14 protein-coding genes and 1 tRNA gene are annotated in these 16231 nt (G+C 53.5%); 8 read left to right on the plus strand and 7 right to left on the minus strand.

The window, feature by feature from the left end:
• Both HMPREF3039_RS11510 and meaB read left to right on the plus strand, forming a co-directional pair.
• A partial coding sequence (locus HMPREF3039_RS11510; RefSeq protein WP_147550174.1) for a family 20 glycosylhydrolase occupies positions 1 to 920 on the plus strand: 920 nt, incomplete at its 5' end.
• 20 nt (positions 921 to 940) lie between these two features.
• A complete protein-coding gene (gene meaB / locus HMPREF3039_RS11515) occupies positions 941 to 1960 on the plus strand; it encodes a methylmalonyl Co-A mutase-associated GTPase MeaB (RefSeq protein ID WP_067571891.1) in 1020 nt (339 codons plus the stop codon).
• On the opposite strand, the gene HMPREF3039_RS11520 is transcribed toward meaB, so the two are convergent.
• Both HMPREF3039_RS11520 and HMPREF3039_RS11525 read right to left on the minus strand, forming a co-directional pair.
• Entirely contained in the window at positions 1935 to 2411 is a 477-nt protein-coding gene (locus HMPREF3039_RS11520) for an NUDIX domain-containing protein (RefSeq protein ID WP_067571889.1), read from the minus strand. The genes meaB and HMPREF3039_RS11520 overlap by 26 nt on opposite strands.
• Before the next feature lie 668 nt (positions 2412 to 3079).
• A complete protein-coding gene (locus tag HMPREF3039_RS11525; RefSeq protein WP_067571884.1) occupies positions 3080 to 4228 on the minus strand; it encodes an acyltransferase family protein in 1149 nt (382 codons plus the stop codon).
• A 528-nt stretch (positions 4229 to 4756) separates the two neighbouring features.
• On the opposite strand from HMPREF3039_RS11525, the gene HMPREF3039_RS13400 reads away from it, so the two are divergent.
• The 3 genes from HMPREF3039_RS13400 to HMPREF3039_RS11530 all read left to right on the plus strand — a co-directional run bounded on the left by HMPREF3039_RS13400 (position 4757) and on the right by HMPREF3039_RS11530 (position 7219).
• On the plus strand, positions 4757 to 5809 hold the full coding sequence (locus HMPREF3039_RS13400; RefSeq protein WP_082770251.1) for a DUF262 domain-containing protein: 1053 nt from the start codon (positions 4757 to 4759) through the stop codon (positions 5807 to 5809).
• On the plus strand, positions 5806 to 6450 hold the full coding sequence (locus HMPREF3039_RS13910) for a hypothetical protein (protein WP_147550098.1): 645 nt from the start codon (positions 5806 to 5808) through the stop codon (positions 6448 to 6450). Before HMPREF3039_RS13400 ends, HMPREF3039_RS13910 begins: the two co-directional genes overlap by 4 nt.
• A gap of 268 nt (positions 6451 to 6718) precedes the next feature.
• Entirely contained in the window at positions 6719 to 7219 is a 501-nt protein-coding gene (locus HMPREF3039_RS11530) for a Rossmann-fold NAD(P)-binding domain-containing protein (protein WP_067982659.1), read from the plus strand.
• Between the two features lie 124 nt (positions 7220 to 7343).
• Here the strand turns inward: HMPREF3039_RS11530 and ruvC are convergent, their stop codons facing one another.
• From ruvC to HMPREF3039_RS11555, 5 genes are all read right to left on the minus strand, one after another.
• The gene (gene ruvC, locus HMPREF3039_RS11535; RefSeq protein WP_067571880.1) at positions 7344 to 7847 is read right to left on the minus strand and encodes a crossover junction endodeoxyribonuclease RuvC; all 504 of its coding nucleotides are present in this window, start codon (positions 7845 to 7847) and stop codon (positions 7344 to 7346) included.
• A gap of 36 nt (positions 7848 to 7883) precedes the next feature.
• Positions 7884 to 9041 (minus strand): DEAD/DEAH box helicase, encoded by a 1158-nt coding sequence (locus tag HMPREF3039_RS11540; RefSeq protein ID WP_231863925.1) that lies wholly within the window; start codon positions 9039 to 9041, stop codon positions 7884 to 7886.
• Positions 9042 to 9150: 109 nt separating this feature from the next.
• On the minus strand, positions 9151 to 9780 hold the full coding sequence (locus HMPREF3039_RS11545; protein ID WP_082770252.1) for an MBL fold metallo-hydrolase: 630 nt from the start codon (positions 9778 to 9780) through the stop codon (positions 9151 to 9153).
• Between the two features lie 63 nt (positions 9781 to 9843).
• Positions 9844 to 10869, minus strand: a complete 1026-nt coding sequence (pyrC, locus tag HMPREF3039_RS11550) for a dihydroorotase (protein WP_067572141.1) — start codon at positions 10867 to 10869, stop codon at positions 9844 to 9846.
• Between the two features lie 231 nt (positions 10870 to 11100).
• A tRNA-Asp gene (locus tag HMPREF3039_RS11555) sits at positions 11101 to 11178 on the minus strand.
• A gap of 231 nt (positions 11179 to 11409) precedes the next feature.
• Here HMPREF3039_RS11555 and HMPREF3039_RS11560 point away from each other — a divergent pair.
• The 3 genes from HMPREF3039_RS11560 to HMPREF3039_RS11570 are packed head-to-tail and all read left to right on the plus strand — an operon-like array spanning position 11410 to position 16138.
• Complete coding sequence (locus HMPREF3039_RS11560; protein ID WP_067571874.1) at positions 11410 to 11880, plus strand: MarR family winged helix-turn-helix transcriptional regulator; 471 nt, start codon at positions 11410 to 11412, stop codon at positions 11878 to 11880.
• 6 nt (positions 11881 to 11886) lie between these two features.
• Entirely contained in the window at positions 11887 to 13020 is a 1134-nt protein-coding gene (locus HMPREF3039_RS11565; protein WP_067571872.1) for an efflux RND transporter periplasmic adaptor subunit, read from the plus strand.
• 7 nt (positions 13021 to 13027) lie between these two features.
• Positions 13028 to 16138: an efflux RND transporter permease subunit gene (locus HMPREF3039_RS11570; RefSeq protein WP_067571870.1), complete on the plus strand. Its 3111-nt coding sequence runs from the start codon at positions 13028 to 13030 to the stop codon at positions 16136 to 16138.
• Positions 16139 to 16231 lie beyond the last annotated feature (93 nt).

The raw sequence follows: 16231 nt of genomic DNA on the forward strand, positions 1-16231 counted from the left end.
CCCGGGAGGAATTGAAAGAACTGGTGGCCTACTGTGCGGAATGCGGCATCGAAGTGATTCCGGAAATCGACCTTCCGGGCCACAACCAGGCCCTGGCCGCGGCCTATCCTGAATTCTTCTGCTTCCCGGACCCCGGCACGAAAGTGCGCACCACCGGAGGCGTCAGCCTGCACCTGGTCTGCCCCCACAAGCCGGAAATCTGGAAATTCTATGCCGCCGTTTTTGATGTCCTCAAGGACATCTTCCCGTCCAAAATCGTCCATCTGGGCGGTGACGAGGCTCCTCTGGAAAAAACCTGGGAAAAATGCCCCCTCAGCGTCAAGTACCGCCAGAAAAAGGGCATGAAGGATGTTCACGAGGAACTGAAGGAATTTGAAGGGAAAATGGCCTCCATGCTCGCCGCGCGCGGCAAACGCCCCCAACTCTGGTATGAAAAGCCGTGGGCGGAAGCCGGAATCTACCGCAAGGGGGACACCGTCTTCACGTGGCGCATGGGGCTGACGCCCTCCACCATCACGGAAACCAAAAAACAGGGGCTTCCCCTCATCATCGCCGCCGGGGAACACTGCTACCTGGACTACCCGCAAATCCCAGGCCAGGACAACCGCGGCTGGATGCCCACCACCACGCTGGAACAAAGCTACAAGCTGGACCCCGCCTACGGCAGGCCGGAAAAGGAAACGGACCACATCATCGGCGTGCAGGCCACCATGTGGGCGGAACAGCTCCCCACGCTGAACCACCTCCTTTACCGCACTTATCCGCGGGCCATGGCCATTGCGGAAGCGGGATGGTCACCGATGGACGTCCGCTCCTGGGACAACTTCCGGCGCAAGGTGGCGGATCATCGCGCTTTCGTCCTCAAACGCTTCAACTACGATCTGGAACGCACGAAGGAAAACGAGCCTCCTTTCAAATAAACACTCCGTATCCCTTTCTCATGAGCAGCATCAAAATAGTACGCCCCCACCGCCCCTCCGTGGAAGAACTCGTCCAGGGGGTCATCTCCGGAAACAGGGCCCTGCTGGGCAGGGCCATCACCCTGATAGAAAGCAACGCCGCCAGGGACCAGGAAGCCTCCCGGGAACTCATCTCCAAACTCCTTCCCCACTCCGGCAATGCCGTCCGTATCGGCATCACGGGCGTTCCGGGAGCGGGCAAATCCTCCTTCATCGAGGCCTTCGGCACCTACCTGTGCAGAAAAGGCTTCAAAGTGGCCGTCCTCGCCATCGACCCCTCCTCCTCCGTCTCCAGAGGCTCCATCATGGGGGACAAAACCCGTATGGAAGAACTCTCCGGGGAGGAAAACGCCTTCATCCGCCCTTCCCCGTCCGGAGGCTCCCTGGGCGGCGTGGCGCGGAAAACGCGTGAAACCATGATCGCGTGCGAAGCCGCGGGCTTCGACGTCATCCTCATTGAAACCGTCGGCGTGGGCCAGTCGGAAACCACAGTGCGCTCCATGGTGGACATCTTCATGCTCCTGCTCATCACGGGGGCTGGGGACGACCTGCAGGGCATCAAGCGCGGCATCATGGAACTGGCGGACATCCTCGTCGTCACGAAGGACGACGGCGACAACCGCCAGCGCGCCGCCGCCCACTGCCAGGAATTGAAAATGGTGCTCCACTACTTGCAAAGCCCCACGCCCGGCTGGACGCCCTCCGTCCTCACCTGCTCTTCCCTGGAAGGGCGCGGGCTGGACACCATTGAAGAAACGCTCTTCCGCTTCCGGGACAGCATGAAGGAATCCGGCTTCTGGTACAACCGCCGGCGGAACCAGTCCCTCTCATGGGTGCAGGCGCTGGTGCACGAGGCGCTCCTCACCTCCTTTGAACAGCACCCCGCCGTGGCGGAACGCATGCCCATTCTGGAAAACATGGTGGCGGCAGACAAAATGGACCCCGTCTCCGCCGCCCACGACCTGCTGAGCCACTTCACCTATCCTCTGCCCGGACATTGAAGAAATCCGACAGAACCCTGGCGTACACCTCCTTCTTGAAATCCGGCAGCCATTCCAGCCTGAACTCCCGCGGGTCTATCCACCGGAAGGCGCAGAACTCCCGGTAATCCAGCGTGGGTTCCGGAGCATCCGCATGCAGGCGGCACAGGAAATACTCCTGCTCCTGCCCCACGAAAGGCTGATCCCTCTTCTTCCGGACGTAATCCAGCACTTCCGGCGGATAATCATAACGATACCCGCCGCGGGACTCTTCAATGGAATACTGGGAAGGCAGAAAACCGACCTCCTCGCAGACCTCCCGGTGCACGGCCTCCAGGGCCGTCTCTCCCGGATCAATTCCCCCCTGGGGGAACTGCCAGGCTCCGGGTTCCCTGGAACGCTCGCAAATCAACAGCTTTCCGTCCTGCCGGACCATCAGCCCCGCCACATTGGGACGATACAATCTTTCCATGCCCTCCGTCCTAGCACAGCATCTCCGGCATTTCCAGACATGTTCCTGTAATAAAGATACTGTTATGAGGCATGAAACGTGAAAAAATCTCCGGACTCCCATCAATTCCCGCCTCCCAACGGGAAAATGCGGCCTTGTAAAAAATTGTTCAGGATGCAAGGAAACGGCAACGGAAAACAGGCTGAACAACACTACGGAAATCCGGAGCGACGGAAAAAACGGTAAAAAAGGACTACTGGTTATGCCCCATCTCTTGGAGGAAAAGAACCGACCTCAAAAAATTTCCGTCCTTTAATCTCGCAACGAATGATCTGATGAATTGGGAGAATATAGAGGATAAACATGAACAGCGCGTCCAGCAATGAAACACGGGAAACGGCTCGTGGAAGAAAAAGGAATGGGAAAAATGGAGGAAAGCAACAGCAGGAAAAAATCATGCACGCTTCTCATACTAATCACGCTTCACCTGCCATTCCTGGAAAAACATGAAATAACTATCTTATTCCCTCTTTTCCGCCATGTTCGGTTCCTCAACCGGCTACATCATCTGTAATCAGGCAATCGGAAACCGGCAGAGCATCCAAAAGAAAAATGGCATGCCCTCCTGCACAGCATGAGGTGAAACAATGTGCCGGGGGCCTTTCCCAATGCGGACGAAGAAAGTGCCCCTACCCCTTCACACTGTTCCTGGGCTTTAAAAATCGGCCGATCAGGTACTTCCGTACGGGTATATCATACCATCTCAAGCAGACATAGGCCAAGACAATGCTCCCGGCGACCACACCCAGCGCAACGGGAAACGACTCCCAAAAGGTAAGCTCCTCATTCTTGACCCAGGCATAATACAGGTAAATGAACGGATAATGGACCATGTACAGGGGGTAGGAAATGTCTCCCAGGAAATTGCAGATACGCGTCGTGTACTTGTCGGTCGTCTTGCCGGAGGCCCCAAGATAGACGAGAAGAGGGAAAAACAGGGCGAAACAGACCGTATCGTACAAACCGTTCATCCATAAATTCTCTGCCCCGCCCAGACGCGGCACGGACAGAAGAACGACGATCGACAGGCTGCATATCCAAAAAGCACCCTTCACCCGGGCGGGTTTGAACATGCGGAAAAGGAGCAATCCTGCGGAAAAGGAAAACATCAGCCGCAGGAATCCCGCGGTAAACTCTGTCCCGGTGAGGGAAAATCCGGCACAAATATCACCGTAAGGCCCCAGAATGGCAAATGCGGCCAGGCCGCAGCCGGCGGCAAAAACCAGCAACGCAAGGGCTCTGGTGGAAAACTTGTGGATGAACAAGGCATAAAGAACGTTTCCGATATACTCGAAAAACAAGGACCAGCTGGGACCATTCAAAGGATACATCTCCCCCAGCCCCCGGACTTCCGTTCCCGGCGTGGCCGGAATCAACAACGCGTTGATGAACGTGGCGATAAACAGAGCCAGGACAGTCACCGTGGACACATCCCAAACGGAACATCCTTGAAAATAAAACATGATCCCCCCGATAACGGCCCCCATCACCACCATCGGATGCAGGCGTATCACCCGGCGCTTGATGAACTCCTTGATACCCATCTTCCCCCAGCGGTCGTCATAAGCATACCCGATCACGAACCCGGACAGGATAAAGAAAAAATCGACCGCCAGATAACCATGGTTGATATTCTGATCCAGATGGCTGGTCGCATAAGCCTCAAAAATATGGAACCATACCACTATGATGGCCGCAACCCCACGCAACCCGTCGAGAATATGATAATGCGGTTTTGTGTTGGGAAGCGTAGCCGTAGAGAGTTGTGTTTCTGACATAATAAATTCGGGTAGAGATATTTCTTAGTTTTTAAAAGGCCGTGCGTTTATAAATGGAATCCTGCTAGGATGATATATAATATTTTAATGATAGTCATTCACTTAATTGACTGTTTCGAAAATATTTGAAAAAATATTAAAAACATGCAATTCAGTTTCTCAACGTTATGATGTGTACGCCAAACTTTTCAGATTTTTTCTTAGATCATTGTCCTATTCTGAAAACATTCAGAATAGAATAATAATTGTTTAGGATATTGGATGCAATGCGAATAAAGCTACAGAAAAAAGTTTGGGCGTATTCAGAGCAATAATTCAGATAAAACGACCAAATTTGATCAGTTATGAAAAATGAACCGAAAAAAGAATAGAAAGGTATTTGGCGAACATTTTTTTCACGATAAATTCCTTAACATGAAAGATAATAATTGCTTTTTTTCAGAAAAAAATTAGAATTGAAATCTAAAAATTCTTGTAATAAAAGGATTTTAGAGTTATACAAAAGGGACATTAAAAACAATTTTCTACATGAAAATTATACGTAACACTAAGCCAATTTCAGATTTATATAATGGTATGAAATCTGGAGATATTATTATTAATAAAGAATATCAAAGATCACCTGGGTTATGGCCAAACAATTCACGTTCATATTTTATAGATACCATATTAAATGAATATCCTTTTCCAAAAATTGTTTTATGGCAAAAAATTGATATCTATTCCCAGAAAACAACTTCCGAAATAATTGATGGTCAGCAACGATTAACAACAATCAGAGATTATATTAATAATAAATTTAAATTATCATATGTAAGTAAAAAATATAGTAATAAATTTTTTGATGATTTAGATGATAAAACAAAAGAAATGCTGCTTACATATGAAGTCTCTTTAGATATAATTACGTCTGGATCAAACGAAGAAATTTTAGAAATATTTAAACGAATTAATTCATATACACTACCTCTTAATAATCAAGAACAAAGATTTGCAACATACCAAGGCGAATTCAAATGGTTTATTAATGAACTAACTGAAAGGATAACCCCTTTCTTAAGTAAAACAAAAGTTTTAGGGGATAGAGATATTTCTAGAATGCTAGATGATGATTTACTAACAGAGTGTTGTCAGCAATATTTAAAAGGAATTGTAGCCCGTTCTACAAAAAAACTTGACTTATTGTACAAAGAGAATGATATATTTTTTCCAGAAAAAGACATTTTGTTTCAAATAATTATGGGAACTTTTGATTTTTTAAAAGATAATTTTTATAATATTTTTGAATATTATTATGTAAAACCTTATAACTTTTATTCGTTAATGGGAGCATTAATTTACAATAAATATGGATTTTTATCAAATTTTCCTGTTGATTCCTATATTGAAAAAAAAGGAGTTTTTTGCGAAAATCCAGAATATGTCGCCGATCAATTACTCCAAATGTTTACTGAAATTAACGATAAAAATGAAAATGGTAAATACTCTGTTATGGTAAAAGCTTGTGCATCTAGTACACATTCTGTAAAAAGTAGACGAACGCGTTTTGTTGAATTATTAAAACTAATTCAATTATCATGATTAATCTTAGAAAACAAAGATTAAATATTTTATATAATTTAGCAACCACGGAAATAGTATCTAATGGATTAGAAAAAAAAGAAAAAATAATTATAATATCAGGAGTATTGAATTATTTATGGAGCCAATGGTGCTTTTTCTGGAGATCTTACTGGATTGTTATCTTAAAAGAAGGAATAGATTTAGAAGGGAAATACTACAAAAACAGATATTTAAAATTATCTAATAATGAAGACGCAAAGAACTTTGTTTGTAGAATAGTAAAATCTAAGAAATCAAATTCAGGTTCATACAAATTCTATGAAGAACCTACATGGGGTTCCCCCGAATGTATTGAAAAAATAGCATATGATTTAATAAAAAAATTTTCTAGATTTGTAGATATTAATAAAATACAATATTTATCGTCATTATTAGGACAATACAAAAATCATATCAGCAATTTTCAAAAAATTAGAAACACCTTTATTCATATGACTCCGATAAGCATGAAAAATTTAAAGCAAGAAGTTACTTCTATAATTATTTTTGGAAAAGATCAACAACTTGTCGATATTTTATTTGCTCATGAAGTCAATAGATCTGAAGAATATTTTGATACATTAAAAAACTCTTTTCGAGGAATGTTATTGCATTTATAGATTTTCTCCATTTTTTTCACACTCCTGTAAATAACACAACTATAATATCCTTATATAATCATATTACATAAAAATAGCAACGAATAGAAAAAGATTCGAATCCTCCCTGATGATTAAGAATAATGACCGAGAATAACCGACGGAATAGAGCAATTATAGCTTTTTCAAGTGGGGCTATACTAGAGCGTATTAAGCATTTCGGAGAATTTTCCTTCCCTCTCCCGCCTAGCTGATATTAAATAGTGGCATGAAACGGTTTTTCTTTTCTATGCTGGCACTTTGCGTTTGTGCCGCTGCTCCTCTTTCAGCTCAGTCCAGGACGGGGGCTCCCGTTCAGTCCACGGACGATTACAACCAGAGCCAGTTCTGGATCGGCAATTTTCCGGAGGGGCAGTATGTGGTGCATCTCAGCCGCATTGTGGCCGTGGCCCAGCACAGGTATATTCTGGACAATGCCTGCATGGTGCATGAAGTGACCCTCATCACCATGGGGAATACGCCCACCAAGTTTTATTACCTGGAAACGCTGGGACAGGGTTCCGGCATCAACGCCATCAAGAATGTGACCGAGCGGGCGAAGGAACTCGGTTCCGGCGCCGTCAACCGGGCAACCGGAGGGGGCATCGACCCGGATACGACCGTCGTCAAGGCGTATCCGAATACGAATACGGTCGAGTTCCGCGTGGCTACGCTGGAACAGCTCAACAAGATGTACGCCTCCCTCCTGAAAGCGTGGCAGGACGGAAAGGGGAGGACTTTCAAGCCGTAAAGGTGGAAAGAAAGACTGAATACTAAAGATTAAAGACTAAAGTTGTTGAGGTCCAGGGACGGAATGTCGGGGCATTCGTTTTTTGGTCTTTGATCTTTTGTCTTTCGTATTTGAGGCCTCGATCTCAAATATATTTCCGCTCTATCATGTGAGCCTTCAAGGGGTCCGCGGCGAAGAGGTGGGTGAGGCCGATGGCCAGGGCATCCGCGGCATCGGATTCCGGCGTTTCCCGGAGTTCCAGCAGGGCGCGCACCATGAAGGCGACTTGCGCCTTTTGCGCCCCGCCCCGCCCCACGACGGAGAGTTTGACGCTTTTGGGGGAGTATTCCATGATGCGCAGTCCGGCTTCCGCCGCGGCAATGACCACGGCCGCCTTGGCCGCCCCCATCGTGATGGCGGTCTGGTGGGACTGGACGTAGATGATGCGTTCCACCGCCATTTCATCCGGCTCCCATTTGTCAATGAGGTTGCCCAGATGCTGCTTGATGGCGAGCAGACAGCCGGACTGGGACACGGTCCGGGGAATGGACAGCGTGCCGTAGTCCAGGGCATGTGCCCGGCGGTGGTCGCCTTCCACCACGGCGTATCCCGTATTGCGGATGGCTGGGTCTATGGCAAGAATACGCATGGGACAGGGTTTCTTCCCCGCCGTTCCTTGTGATTCCTAGCGCCTGCGGCGCTTGGGAGCCGCGTGCTTGGGCTTGCGGACGGAGCGCACGGGCTCGTCTTCCAGAAGGGCGGAGTAAGTGTAGTTGAAGCCTTCCAGCTTTTTGCGGGCAATGGGCTTGCCGATGAAGTTTTCCACGGCGGTGGCGAAGTCCACCTCATCCGCCGTCATGATCGTGAAGGCGTCCCCCGTGGCTTCGGCACGGCCCGTACGGCCAATGCGGTGCACGTAGTCTTCCGCGTTTTCCGGAACGCGGTAGTTGATGACGTGGGTGACCCCGCTGATGTCGATGCCGCGCGCGGCCACGTCCGTAGCTACCAGAATGTCGTATTTGCCGGCCTTGAATCCCTTGAGCGCCTCCATGCGTTCCTTCTGAGGAATGTCGGAGTGCATGACGGCCACTTCGCCGCGGTAGCCGTGCTGCTTGAGCATGCCGCACACGGCGTCCGCCTCCTTGCGGGTGCGGGTAAAGATCATGACGGAGTGGAAGTCCGTTCCCTTGAGCAGGGCCAGCAGCAGTTCGTCGCGCTGGTCCAGGGCCACCGGATAGATGGCGTGGTTGATGGTGGCGGCCACTTCCCGGCGGGCGATGGTCACTTCCGCGGGATCCGTCAGGCACCATTTGGCAAATCCGGCGATGACCGGAGGCATGGTGGCGGAGAAGAAGAGGGTCTGCCTGCCCTCCCACGGGCACAGATTGACAATTTTACGGACGATGGGCAGGAAGCCCATGTCCAGCATGCGGTCCACTTCATCCAGTACCAGCGCCTTGATTTCCCCGAAGCGCATGGTGCCGCGGTAGAAGTGGTCCACCAGGCGTCCGGGCGTGGCGACGACGATGTCCGCCCCCTTGTTCAGTTCTTCCGTCTGCTTGCCGTAGCCCAGGCCGCCGTACAGCAGGGCCACCTTCAGCCCGGTGAATTCGCCGTATTCGGCAAAGGCTTCCGCCACCTGGTCCGCCAGTTCGCGGGTGGGTTCCAGCACCAGTATCTGGGGCTTGCCCATCGGCTGTATTTTGGTCAGCAGCGGCAGGGCGAAGGCCGCGGTCTTGCCTGTTCCCGTCTGGGACGCTCCGATCAGGTCCCTGCCCTCCAGGATGATGGGGATGGCCTGCTCCTGAATGGGGGTGGGATGTTCATAACCGCATTTTTCCACCGCCTTCAAGACGGGTTCCGATAGGCCTAATTCTGAAAATAACATTGATTTTGTATGTTTGATAAACGCAAGACTCCCAACGCGGCGCCGGACGGCGAGGCAGGCGGGGTCAGGAAATAAACGGATTGGTCAGCAATTCGTTTTTCACGGTGGTGTACGGTCCGTGGCCCGGGAAGATCATGGTGGTGGCCGGCTGGTTGAGCACTTTTGTTTCTATGCCCTGCTTCAGCAGGCGCAGATTGCCTCCGGGAAGGTCCGTCCTGCCGATGGAACCGGCAAAGATGACGTCCCCGGTGAACATGATCCCCTCGTCCGGAAGATCGTACATGATGCTGTCCGGAGAATGGCCGGGCACCTGGTGCAGGTGCCAGAGCAAACCGCCCCAGTTGGCCGTATGGATGTCGGACGTGAGCACCTCATCCACTACAAAGGGCTGGACGTTGAGGGGGAGCCCCCACGCGTCGCGGGCCATTTTTTCAAGTGTCAGGTTCTCATTGTACGGCTGGCCGGCATGAATGCGGCAGTCGAAGATCTGGCGCATCCGGCAGGCATCCTCCACATGGTCAAAGTGCTGGTGGGTGATCAGCAGGTCCGTGATGATGATGTCGGGTTTTTTGGAGTAAATCCAGTCCGCGAATCCGGAGGGAGCGTCCACCGCCACATAAGTGTTATCCTTTGTCTTGAAAAGATAACCATTACAGGAAGCTACTCCGCCCGTATAAACACGAATCCGATCCATGGGGAGGGATTGTAATGGAATCGGCGGGGATATCCAGTACAAAGACAGGGCATGCAACCCGCTTTATGTCATTTTTGTAAAGCCGCCCTGCATCAGGCTCCACGGAATGACGCACCCGGCTTCCATGGGCACCACCTTCTGCCCGTATCCTTCATAAGCGTCCGGCACCAGCATTTCCCGCCTTTCCAGGCGCACCGTCTTGGCGGGCGGCGTGAGTCCGTACAGCGCGCACGCATGGCCGGAAACAAATCCCTGCAGGCGGTCCAGCGCATCGTGTTCTTCAAACAGGGCGGCCAGGCGCGGCAGGGCGATGGGCGCGGTAAACACGCCGGCGGCGCAGCCGCAGGCTTCCTTGGCATGGACGGGATGGGGCGCGGAGTCACTGCCGAACATGAGGCGGGGATGGCCGGACAGGGCGGCTTTCAGCAGCGCTTCCCGGTCTTCCGGCCTTTTCGCGATGGGCTTGCAGAACAGGTGGGGGCGCAGCATGCCGCCCGCCACGTCGTCCAGCGTGATGAGGAGATGCTGAAGGGTGACGGTGGCCGCCAGATTTTCAAATTCGTCCAGCAGCCGGACGGCAGCGGCCGTGGTGATATGCTCCATGCAAATGGTCAGCCGGGGGAATTGTTCCGCAAGGTTCCGGTAGATGTCCAGGAATTCCGCTTCCCGGTCCATCACGAATCCGTGGGTTTCACCGTGCACCAGCAGGGGAATGCCCATTTCCTGCATCATGGCCATGGTGGCTTCCGCGTCCTTCATGGCCTTCACGCCGCCTTCGCTGTTCGTGGTGGCCCCCGCCGGATAGAGCTTGATCCCGAAGACCAGGTCCTTGAGCCGCTCCAGCTCCTTTTCCGTGTAGGAGCGGAAAAACGCCGTCATGTAAGGCTTGAATACATCGCCGCCGCAGGCGTCCATAATGTGGCCGCGGTAGGCTTGCACCGCCTCCGCATCCGCCACGGGGGGAACCAGGTTGGGCATGACGACCGCCCCGGCGAAGGAGGCTGAACTCAGGGGGGCGACCAGTTTCAGCATGTCGCCGTCCCTCAAATGAAGATGCATGTCCAACGGAGAGTGCAGTTCCAGAATCATGCGGGCATCATGCCGGAAGGAACTCCCGAAATCAAGCATGGTCCCCCGCCCGCGGGAAAGAAGCGGCAGGAAACGGTATTTCCGCAGAGAAATGCAGGAACGGCCCGGTACCTTTCCTTTCCCATAAAATCAGGAGCAGCTGCCGCAGGAGCATTCCATACCGAACATGCCGGAACGCGGCAGCCGGGCACAAAAAAACCGCCCGGAGGCGGTTGTTTCTGCAAGGCAAGGTGGCGAAGCGGACGGGGCTCGAACCCGCGACCTCCAGCGTGACAGGCTGGCGCTCTAACCGAACTGAGCTACCGCTCCATGACCTTGGCTGCCGTCCCCTGCCTTGCGGCGAGGACGTGAGGTTTATATACGCCCGAAAAGATTCTGACAAGAAAAAAAGTTTATTTTTGCAACCGGAAACGGACGCCGGTGTTTATCATTAAAGACATTTATCGTTTTAACTCTCTATTTATTTCAAAACGATAACAACTTCCCTGCATTATTTATTTTAGTTTGACAACTATTCACACCATTTGACATAACAGCCGCATGATCCAACCTGCCGTAGATATTACCACCTCCGTCCACAAGTTTGAAACCATTCTCTACCAGTTTAAACGGGACAACCTGAATGAAGTGGACGAGAACCACTACCAGAAAATCATGGCGCTCTCCGTCCGCCAGATGAACGCTCTGGGCGCCCTCAACAGGCTGATGACCAACCGCCATGAGGGCATTCCTCTGAAGACGCTGGCCCACCACCTCCGCATGAGCGTCCCCTCCACGTCCCTGCTGGTGGACAGCATGGTGAAGAAGGGCCTGTTTGACCGCAAGGAGAACCCGCGCGACAGGCGTTCCCTCTGCATCCGCCTTTCCGAGGAGGGAGAATCCAGATTCCAAATGCTTTACAACGGCATGAAAAAGCGTCTGGATTCCCTGTTCGGCATCCTTTCCGAGCAGGACCAGGAAAATTTCTGCCGCATTGTGGACACCCTTTACAACCACGTCTATACCAAGTAATACCATATGAACATACATACTCATGAACGGAAGATTCCGCTCCGCCTGCTGGCCGGTTCCGGCCTGCTTTTCAGCCTCATGATGCCGGGCTACTCCCAGGGAATGCCGGGGGCCCCCGCCAAACCCAGCACCGTACTCGTCCAGAAGGCCAGCACGATCGACAGCGCGGTAAACAAAAAGTACATAGGCCAGGTGGAATCCATCGACCGCGTCACCGTGCAGCCCCGCGTTTCCGGCAACATTGTGGCCACCAGGTTCCGGGAAGGGAACGTGGTCAAACAGGGCGACCTCCTTTTTGAAATAGAAGACACGCGCTACAAGGCTACCGTGGAGGAGGCGGAAGCCAAGAAGGCGCAACTGGAAGCCAAGCTTCTCTATGCCAAAAACAGCTTTGAACGCTACAACAAGCTGCTCGCCTCCAAATCCGTCTCCATGGACACGGTGGAAAACGCCAAGAGCACCATGCACGCGCTGGAAGCGGAAATACAGTCCGCGGACGCCTCCATCATCGTGGCGAAGGATGACCTGAATTATACCAGAATCACGGCCCCCATCACGGGCCGCACCGGGAGGGTCACCTTTTCCACGGGCAACTACATCACCCCCACTTCCGGCTCCCTGGTGACCATCACGGGCATTGAAGAGGTGTATGTAAAGTTTCCCATCAGCGAACGCGACTTCCTTTCCCTGTTCGGCACCCAGGACAACATGAAGAAGGAGGCCATCGTCACCCTGACCCTGGCCAACGGCAAGGCCTACACCCATCCGGGCAAGGTGTTCATGACAGACAACACCGTCCAGACCACCACGGACACGCTGAACGTCTGGGCCAAATTCCCCAACCAGGAGGACGTGCTGACGCCCGGCGGCGTAGTGACCGTCAACCTTTCCAAGAAGAATGTGGACCGCTTCCCCGCCGTGAACATCTCCTCCGTCATGCATGACGCCTACAAGAGCTATGTTTACGTCGTGAACGACCAGGGCGTAGTGGAACGCCGGGACGTCACGCTGGGCAACACGGTCAACAACGAGCAGTGCTTCAGCTCCGGCGTCAAGGAAGGGGAAGTCATCGTCATCGACGGCATGCACAAGGTGCGTCCAGGCGCCAAGGTGAACCCCGTATATTCCACTCAAAACTGATGTTTCCATGATTGCGGACCTGTTTATCAAACGTCCCAAATTCGCCATCGTCATCGCCATCCTGATGGTGCTGGCCGGGCTGCTTTGCCTGGAAAAGCTGCCCGTGGCGGAATATCCGGAAATCGCCCCCACCAGCATCAACGTGCAGGCCACCTATACGGGGGCCAGCGCCCAGGTGGTGATGGAGACCCTGGCCTCCCCCATTGAGGAAGAACTCAACGGCCTGGAAAACCTGATCTACTTCTCCTCCAAGTCGGACAACACCGGCGGCTATTCCCTGTCCCTGACGTTCAAGAGCGGCACGGACTCGGACATCAACATGGTGAACGTCCAGAACGCGCTCAAGCGGGTGGAATACAAGCTGCCCAAGGAAGTGACGGACCAGGGCATCAAGATCAGGAAGCGTTCCTCGGACATCCTGGGCTTCTTCGCCTTCCGCTCCACCAACATGAGTTCCCTGGAGCTGAACAACTTCGTCAAATCCAGGGTGAAGGACGAGATCGCCCGCGTGCCGGGCATTTCCGCCATCAACCTGATGCCGGAAAAAAACTACAGCATGCGCATCTGGCTGGACGCCCTGCGCATGTCCGCCCTGAACATCACGCCGGATGACGTCTCCAACGCCATCAAGGCGCAGAACGTCCAGGCCGCCGCCGGTTCTATCGGTTCCGAAGGGGAAAACAACTTCATCCAGTACAAGGTGAACGTCACCGGCCGCCTGAAGACGGTGGAGGAATTCAGCAAGATCATCGTCCGCACGGGCCAGGACGGCCACGTCACCCGCCTGGACGACATCGCCAGAATCGAACTGGGCGCGGAAACCTACTCGGGCAGCAGCCGCAACAACGGGGAAGACTCCGTGAACATGGCCGTATACCGCCTGGACGACGCCAATGCCATGGAAGCCATGACCGGGGTGAAGGACGCCCTGCAGGAGCTTTCCAAGCGCTTCCCCCCCGGCGTCTCCTATGAGGTGAGCTACGACCCCACGCAGTACATTTCCGCCACCATGGCGGAAATCGTGGAAACGCTCATCATCGCCCTCATCCTGGTGGTGGGCATTACCTACATCTTCCTGCAGGACTGGCGCGCCACTCTCATTCCGGCCCTGGCCATTCCCGTCTCCCTGATCGGCACCTTCGCCATCCTGTACCCGCTGGGCTTTTCCATCAACGTGCTGACCATGTTCGGCCTGATCCTGGTGATCGGCTCCCTGGTGGACGACGGCATCATCGTGGTGGAAAATACCATGCGCATTCTGGAAACGGAGGACCTGACTCCGGAAGAGGCCACCAAGAAGAGCATGCACCAGATCACGGGGGCCATCATCGCCACCACGCTGGTGACAGTAGCCATTTACGTTCCCATCGCCTTCTTCGGCGGCATGGTGGGCAACATCTACATGCAATTCTCCGTAACCATGTGCGTGGCGCTCTGCCTTTCCGCCGTGAACTCCCTGACGCTCAGCCCCGCCCTGTGCGTGCTGCTGCTGAAGAACAGGAAGGAGAAGAAGCAGAAAAGGTTCAGCCTCTTCCGGCCCTTCAACGCCTCCCTGGAATGGGCGCGCCGGAGCTACATCAAGTGCGCCGGCGTCATGGTGCGCCGCGCGTGGCTCACCCTGATTCTTCTGGCCGCGGTCTTCGCCGCCAACTGGAAGCTGTTTGAAACCGTTCCCAAATCCTTCCTGCCCAAGGAAGACAAGGGCACCGTCTTCTGCGACATCCAGCTTGCCCCAGGCGCCACCCTGGGCCGAACGGAACAGGCCCTGCGCAGTGCGGAACAAAAGCTCATGGGCATTCCCGGGGTGCGCCAGGTTTCCTCCACCTCCGGCTTCAGCTTCATGGGCGGCAACGGGGAAAACCTGGGCATGTGCATCGCCCAGCTTGATTCCTGGAACGACCGCAAGACTCCGGAACTCTCCGTGGATTCCATCATCCATCAGGCCTCCAACCTGTGCGACGAGATTCCCGCGGCCAAGGCCACCGTCTTCAGCCCTCCGGCCATCATGGGCCTGGGCCTGACCGGGGGCGTCTCCTTCATGCTCCAGGCCACCGGGGATGAAACACCCAAGGATCTGGAACGCGAGCTGGAAAAACTGATCGACCAGATTGAAAAACTCCCGGGAGCGCTGTTCCCGCGCAGTTCCTATGAGGCGAACACGCCCCAGCTCTTCCTGAACATCGACCGTGAAAAGGCGCAGAGCATGCACGTGCCCGTCAACCGCATTTTCACCACGCTTCAGAGCAAGCTGGCCTCCATGTACATCAATGACTTCAACCTCATCGGCTACACGTTCAAGGTGAAAATGCAGTCCGCCCCGGAGGACCGCACCACCATTAACGACATCATGAACACCTACATCCAGAACGACCAGGGCCAAATGGTGCCGCTCAGCTCCGTGGCCACCCTGTCGTACATGGTGGGTCCCCGCCAGATCGCGCGGTTCAACCAGCTCATGTCCGCGGAAGTGACCGTGCAGACCAGGCCGGGAACCAGCAGCGGCGACCTGATGAACCAGATCGAGGCCATCCCGCTGCCGGAAAACTACTCCATCACCTGGACGGACATGAGCTACCAGGAACGCCAGAACGACGGCAAGATCGTCCTGCTGATGGGCATGGCCCTGCTCTTCGGCTACCTGTTCCTGGTGGCCCAGTATGAAAGCTGGACGGTCCCCATTTCCGTAATCGTCTCCGTATCCGTGGCTCTTCTGGGCGCCCTGCTCGGCCTGCTGATCTGCAGCACGCCCCTGAGCATTTACGCCCAGCTCGGCTTGGTCATGCTCGTGGGACTGGCCGGGAAGAACGCCATCCTGATGGTGGAATTCTCCAAGGCGGAGCGCGAACACGGCATTCCCATCCAGCAGGCGGCCCTGGAAGGCGCCCGGCAGCGTTTCCGCGCCGTGATGATGACGGCCATCTCCTTCATCATCGGGGTGTTCCCGATGGTGATCGCCTCCGGGGCGGGAGCGGAAAGCCGCAAGGCCATCGGCATCACCACCTTTTACGGGATGATCCTGGCCACCATCGTGGGCATCCTGTTCATTCCGGCCCTGTACTCCATGTTCCAGCGCTACCGGGAATGGGTGAAGAGCCTGTTCTCCGGGAAGGCCGGTTGATGGAGCCTCCGGGAACTTCCCATCCGGACGGAGCGGCTTGCCCGCTCCGTCCTTTTTCTTTTCCGGCACTTGTGAATTCCATTCCTTTTCTGA

This window comes from Akkermansia sp. KLE1798 (genome assembly GCF_001580195.1).
Classification (GTDB): domain Bacteria; phylum Verrucomicrobiota; class Verrucomicrobiia; order Verrucomicrobiales; family Akkermansiaceae; genus Akkermansia; species Akkermansia biwaensis.